The sequence below is a fragment of the Scytonema sp. UIC 10036 genome (genome assembly GCF_009725235.1).
Genome location: NZ_WJFC01000364.1, coordinates 1 through 5,779, shown reverse-complemented (window position 1 = coordinate 5,779; position 5,779 = coordinate 1). Strand labels below are relative to the sequence as shown.

Sequence of the window (5,779 nt, the reverse complement as noted above, 5' to 3'; positions counted from 1 at the left end):
ACCCACCCAGATTTTTATTCAAGCTTAAGACCGCATACGAGATTCTCGTTAGTCTCGTGGGCTCTGAGATGGCTACGTTTCAAGTCCCTAATTCCCAGTGTGATCGCAATTTAGCCAGAAGTTTCAGTCCCGTTTCCAGAATCGCTACGTTTCAAGGACAGTTTGCTTATGAGGGTACGGACTTTCAACCAATGAAGTTTTCAGTCCCCGTTTCCAGGAATCGCTACGTTTCAAGTTCTGCATCGTGTATTAGCGTCCCATTAGGGGTATAGTTTCAGTCCCGTTTCCAGGAATCGCTACGTTTCAAGGCCGCCATCTGAAACTCTTACAGAGCAAGGATTCTACAAGCAGTTTTGGCAGATCGAAAAAATGACCACATTTCAGCCTTGCTTATTGACAGTTTCTATCAATAGTGCAGAATATCAAAACGCTGTAACTATTAACTTGTCTAGGTTCTGGCGATTTTGGCAGAACCCCCTAGGTTTTAGCCCCCGCTTTGGTCTGCCAAATATAAAGCTACTAATCAACTATATGATAATTGCTTCTTCTTGTCGAGGCTTTTCCGAACCATAGGTAATAGTTCGCTTCACCGCACCTGTATCAAGTACGTACACTCGCACCGAATCTTCCTCTGGTTTGATTAACTTTTCAATTTTGATTTGCATCTCAGTAAATTTTACTACAGTTAAAAAACATTCAAACACACTGTATTGCGTCCAATTTCCATAACCACTCAGCATTTTGTGTAAGCGATTTCGACGCTTGTTTGCCGCTTTGTTGTCGGGTAAATCGTAAATAATCAAATAAAATAGTGTTGTCATTGAGGTTTGAAAAGTTAGATATTTTGTGTGGTGTGGGCATCCCTTCAGTTCGTTCTAGGGCAAGCTTACCCGCATTGGATAAAAAAAACTTTTCGGCTCCTACAGCCAAAATCGCGATCGCGAAGCGTGGGCTTTGTCTAATCGCGAAGCGTGGGCTTTGTCCAATCGCCTTTCATCGACTACCGCAAAGCAAGTGGTTTGTAGGAAATCCCTTCTTGTAAATGGCGACTTAGCAACCTGGCTTGAAGCTCGATCGCTCGTCGGTAGGTGCAGCGATAATTAAAGATTGGATGGGTAAACTCATCCTTCATTTTTCGCTCGAAAGCTTCTAAAAAAGTCTTTCTTCCAGCATCAGAAAGGCGGTATGCACTTAAACTTTCGGTAAAATCCTGGGGTTGAATTTCCCGTTTGCTCAATACTCCCAACACGATATTGTCGGAAATAAGAGCGCGAAATTCTTCCATCAAATCCAATACCATTGATGGCTGTCCGTGGTGGACTTCGTGTAAATAACCAATATAGGGGTCAAGTCCAGCCACATGAACGGCTGCAGTGACTTGGGTTTTCAGCAAAGCATAGGAAAAGCTCAATAAAGCATTGACTGGATCGGTGGGTGGATTGCGATTGCGTCCATTGAATGTCCATTGTTTACCTACCATTTTTTGCCAGCAGGCAAAATATTCCCTTGCGGCTAAACCTTCGATTCCCCTCACTTGGTCAATGGTTTGTTGATTTTTAACAAGATTTTTCCGTTCTTTGAGAGGATTGTCCCGTTGGTTGTGACGGTAGAGGACGTTATACTGATTGTGAATTTTGGTAGTCACTATCGCTTTGACTAGTTCCAAACGCTGGGCAGGGTCATGATAAACTCGGTATTGTGCCAGTCGTAATTGACCATTACGCGAGTATCCAGGAAGAGCAGAACCTAAGTATTTACCGACAAAAGAAAGATAGTGAACGGGCATTCCCAATTCCAAAGCGTATACCAGAGCATCTCCCGTCACTTGAGGATTGCCCATGAGAACAACTTGTTCAGCAGTTTGGGCTGGTATAGTTTTTTTCTTCCAAGTACCATCTTCCTGTTTAAGAGAGACGGTGAATGCTTCGTAGACTTTACTTAAAACTGCTTCAGGTTGAGTAACGTAAATTACAGTCATGGGATTTTGGATTTTGGATTTTGGATTTTGGATTTTGGATTTTGGATTTTGGATTTTGGATTTTAGATTGTGGATTCAGTATCAGGTGGTGCGCGCATCTTGCCTGCATTTGTCTAAATAAAAACATCTTGTCCGTGTTTACTTAAACCAAGGAAGCAAGATACTCCCACTACATAAATAGGTAGGTAGGAAAAAACCGAACTATGTAAAGATATGTAAATATGCTAAAACCCTTACAAATGACCAATGACAAATAACAAATGACGATCCATCTATTGGAGGAAGCGCAATGCTTTGACTTCAAAAGGTAGGCAAATTCTCTGTAAGCTACAGGATTGACACTTTTTGGTATTGTCGATTGGTTTCGGCATTTCTCTGGTGGCAGCAAGTTGAGCTAAGGCTATGGCATTCTCTGTGGCTTGTCGTAGTTCTGGGGTAAAGGCTACGGTTTGTCGTCTGCGATTGGTATGGTAAAAAATCTCACCGTAAGCAATACTACATCCGGTGCGTTCTTCCAAACATAAAGCAGCACCACAGAGTTGAAAATGATCGTTGAGGTGTTGTGCCATCTTCCCTTTTTTGTATTCCACTGGGACGAGTTGCCCTTCTGTCTGTTCCACCGCATCGATAATTCCGGCAATTTTCAGGCGTTCGCTCCATACCCATTGTTGTTGGCGAATTATGGTATCCCCTTCGGTAATTACTAATTCTTCGTTAATATTACGGTGTAAATGGCGACCTAGAATAATATGCTCGTTATCTTCCATTTCTCCCAGCACGTATTCCAGGTAAAATCGGCGCGGGCAATATTCCCAAGCGTTGAGATACGCCAGGGGTAAATAATTTTCACTCATGCGATTTCAACCTGTCCCATACCCATCGCAGTTTTTCTGCCAATTCCAGCAAATATGGCAAAGTGAGCTAAGATAGTGGCAATTCTAGCTTGTTCGCTGTCTGCAAACTTATATCGAACTAATCCCTCCGCACCGATTTCCGCTCCACCTTCCATTTTCATGGCGTAGGTTTTCAGCTCGTAGCCGGAAATAATAACATTCCATTCGACTTTAGGAAATTTTAAGGCTTCTGGTGCAAAGATATTCCAACGTCGTAATAATCCGTTGAAAACCAAGTCGGGTAGGGGAAAAGGTTGGACGTTTTTAACTTGTTTGAAGCTGGTGGGGGAGAGAAATCGCAAATCGATAGTATTTTGGGCTGGTAATTGAGCAATTTTCTCGAAGCTAGTTGTTTGGGTAATGTCAATCCAGCCTTCCATTCTACAAGGAATTCCTGCTAGGGTCATTTCCTGCCCTAAGTCTGCATTCATTCCCCACAATAAAGGAGCGAGTAATTCTTTTTGCAACAAGCTGATTTTGAGGAGGATTTTTTTAGGAGAACAATATTCCCATCCAGTTGTTAGGGGTAGGGTTTCTTGTTGGTGTATGATTTCGGCTAATTCTGGGCTGGTGTTGGCAAACCAGCGAAAACACAATGCATGGATAGCGCGTGCTACAGTGGGAGGAAAGGGTTGAACTGAATTAACAGCGATTTGAATTCTGTGAAGGGAATCGGAATTAACTTCCACACCACTGATTTCATAAAGTCTTTGTCGCCATTCAACCAGATTACTACCCGCAATTTGCCTCCACAGCATCCCCATAAAATTATCGTATAAATTTGCGTCTGGCAGTACGGGCATAATTTTTGTCACGCCATCGGTTTTGCGTAGAGGTATCCAGATGGGATTAATATCATCCTGAATATCTTCCTGTTGTAGCCATTGGCTTAAGTTAACCGGGGTGGTGTTGATTTGAGTAGGGCGTAAAATTACACTGAGTCCGGCGAAAGTTGGTTCTGTTTTTGGTTGATTGACCGAGAGATTCGTAGTTTTTGGAGTATCAGTCTCTTTGGTAGAAGTCATAACGAGCACTCGTAGAGCGAAGTTTTAAGGGTAAAAATCCAGGTTTGATGATTCTATCTTTGTCGAGTTGGGCTTTGTCCTTAGAAAAGGGATTTATCCGGTTGAAGGTGGTTTTTGAACTAAAATCATCCATTGGTTGGATGGTAAAACTGTCATTAGGGTTGGGGATAAAGGTAGGTTGGTTTGTTGTTTGGGTACGGTTGGGCAAGTATTGAAAGAAGCAACCTTTTTTACCAAAATAATTGATTTGGGCAAAAAGTTGGGTTAATTCTTGTAACTTATTTTGTTGATTATCTTGTAATTTATTTGACACATCTTCATTCATTCCCACACAAATTTGCAATTCTCCCTGTAAATGTATCCATTCTCGAAATACAAACCCGTCTTGCATGGGACGAGTTGTCCTACTTTTGTCCGCTTTATCTGTGATTTGGTCGAAGTATCGGAGTTTATAACCATTGCGATTGACTACTAGTTGTTCTGGTGGAAGGATATAGATTTGCAAATCCCGAATCCAAGTAAATTCCCTTTCGATCCAAGTATCAAAATTGTCCTGATATTGTTTTCCCTGGCTTTCAAGTAAGGCTTTGAGTAGTGCCATTTTAATTGTATAGGGTGTGGGAACCAGGTTAGAACGAGCTGCCATACTGGTTGCATCGGAACGTTTGAGAGTGAATAGGCTCACGGGTTGGTATGAGACTGTCAACCATACCCTCTCTAATCTCTCTCCTCGTAAGAGAGGGAAATTTGCATTATTCGACTGCTTCGGCATTTTCGCTCTCCCAGGGTTGTCCTTGTTCTATGATGATTTGGATTTGTTCGGCGAGTTGTGCCATTGAATCGAATTCAAAGCAGCGAATTGTTCCTTCACCATTGAGGTTATTTAAGGTATTTGCCAAGCTGAGAATTTGACGGTTGTAACTTTCTTCTAACGGGCTTAACATGGGTGCGGGACAGCGACGGGTACTGACGGTGATGACTCCTTCAAAATAATCGGGGTGAGGGAGATGGGTGTTGCGTTTGGCTCCGTTGGGCTGCATATAGGTGTAAAGAATGCTTTTGAGGAGTGCGTCTAAACGTTGTTTTCGTTGGGTTGTGTCAATGCTGTAGCTAAAATTGTGGGGATTGTAGCCGATACGGAATGCTTCTACATTGAGGACGGTTGCATACAACCCGGAACTTACTTGGACGTTGTAAGGAGTAGGATTTTCGATACCGTATTTAGCATGGAAATAGCTTTGGGTTTTGACGTAGGTGGGTAAACCAACAACCGCACCAAATTCAATGACGGATTCTCGTTTGAGGGTTTGTCCTTTCTTTTCTGTCACCATAAACCCTTCTAAATCGCTGATGGTGCAAAGTTGTAGAATTTTGGCAGTTTTGGTGGCTAAATCCGTATCTTTGTTGGTAAATATAGGTAGGTTTTTCTCGATATCGTAACCAATGCGATCGGGATTAAATTGTTTTCCGCCTGCTGACAAACTTAAACCAGATTCTAAAGAGATGCGGTGTAAATGTTCGGCTTGAATGTGTTTGAGCATATCGCCAGAAACACCGTTAACATATTCGGGTTCATTTCCACCTTTTTGGATGATATAAAAACGGCGGGTTAATGATTGATTTCCTTCGTTTCCTTCGTTATTGAGGGCGTGAATTTGCCAGGAAAGTAAACCGCTAATGGAGAGGGAATAAACTGAGAAATTTTGGTTGGACATTTTGGTTTGTTTTGTGAATTATGAATTGTAATTTTTAGATTGGATAATCCTGTTTTTAGAGGATGTTTGAAAAGTAGTCTGGTGTTTATTACCCCCCTTAGTCCCCCCTTGTAAAGGGGGGAAATAAGAGAAATTTACTTCCCTCCCCTTTACAAGGGGAGGGTTAGG

General features: G+C 42.2%; 6 protein-coding genes. All 6 read right to left on the bottom strand.

Going from position 1 to position 5,779, the window contains the following annotated elements; translation table 11 throughout:
* Positions 1-527: 527 nt before the first annotated feature.
* The 6 genes from cas2 to F7734_RS60095 all read right to left on the bottom strand — a co-directional run bounded on the left by cas2 (position 528) and on the right by F7734_RS60095 (position 5,611).
* Positions 528-821, bottom strand: coding sequence for a CRISPR-associated endonuclease Cas2 (gene cas2, locus F7734_RS60120; protein WP_155753657.1), 294 nt, complete (start codon positions 819-821; stop codon positions 528-530).
* Between the two features lie 179 nt (positions 822-1,000).
* Positions 1,001-1,978 (bottom strand): type I-D CRISPR-associated endonuclease Cas1d, encoded by a 978-nt coding sequence (gene cas1d / locus F7734_RS60115; RefSeq protein WP_155753656.1) that lies wholly within the window; start codon positions 1,976-1,978, stop codon positions 1,001-1,003.
* 272 nt (positions 1,979-2,250) lie between these two features.
* The gene (cas4, locus tag F7734_RS60110; protein WP_155753655.1) at positions 2,251-2,832 is read right to left on the bottom strand and encodes a CRISPR-associated protein Cas4; all 582 of its coding nucleotides are present in this window, start codon (positions 2,830-2,832) and stop codon (positions 2,251-2,253) included.
* Positions 2,829-3,896, bottom strand: coding sequence for a CRISPR system precrRNA processing endoribonuclease RAMP protein Cas6 (gene cas6 / locus F7734_RS60105; protein WP_155753654.1), 1,068 nt, complete (start codon positions 3,894-3,896; stop codon positions 2,829-2,831). The genes cas4 and cas6 overlap by 4 nt, the downstream gene beginning before the upstream one ends.
* Positions 3,874-4,668 carry a hypothetical protein gene (locus F7734_RS60100; protein WP_243147642.1) on the bottom strand — a complete coding sequence of 265 codons (795 nt, stop codon included), beginning with the start codon at positions 4,666-4,668 and terminating at the stop codon, positions 3,874-3,876. The genes cas6 and F7734_RS60100 overlap by 23 nt, the downstream gene beginning before the upstream one ends.
* Entirely contained in the window at positions 4,649-5,611 is a 963-nt protein-coding gene (locus F7734_RS60095) for a DevR family CRISPR-associated autoregulator (protein WP_155753653.1), read from the bottom strand. The genes F7734_RS60100 and F7734_RS60095 overlap by 20 nt, the downstream gene beginning before the upstream one ends.
* Positions 5,612-5,779 lie beyond the last annotated feature (168 nt).

Bases quoted from the DNA above. Each gene is read 5' to 3' on its own strand.
- cas6 (WP_155753654.1), bottom strand. From the start codon at position 3,896: ATGACTTCTACCAAAGAGACTGATACTCCAAAAACTACGAATCTCTCG.
- cas2 (WP_155753657.1), bottom strand. From the start codon at position 821: ATGACAACACTATTTTATTTGATTATTTACGATTTACCCGACAACAAA.
- cas4 (WP_155753655.1), bottom strand. From the start codon at position 2,832: ATGAGTGAAAATTATTTACCCCTGGCGTATCTCAACGCTTGGGAATAT.
- F7734_RS60100 (WP_243147642.1), bottom strand. From the start codon at position 4,668: ATGCCGAAGCAGTCGAATAATGCAAATTTCCCTCTCTTACGAGGAGAG.
- cas1d (WP_155753656.1), bottom strand. From the start codon at position 1,978: ATGACTGTAATTTACGTTACTCAACCTGAAGCAGTTTTAAGTAAAGTC.
- F7734_RS60095 (WP_155753653.1), bottom strand. From the start codon at position 5,611: ATGTCCAACCAAAATTTCTCAGTTTATTCCCTCTCCATTAGCGGTTTA.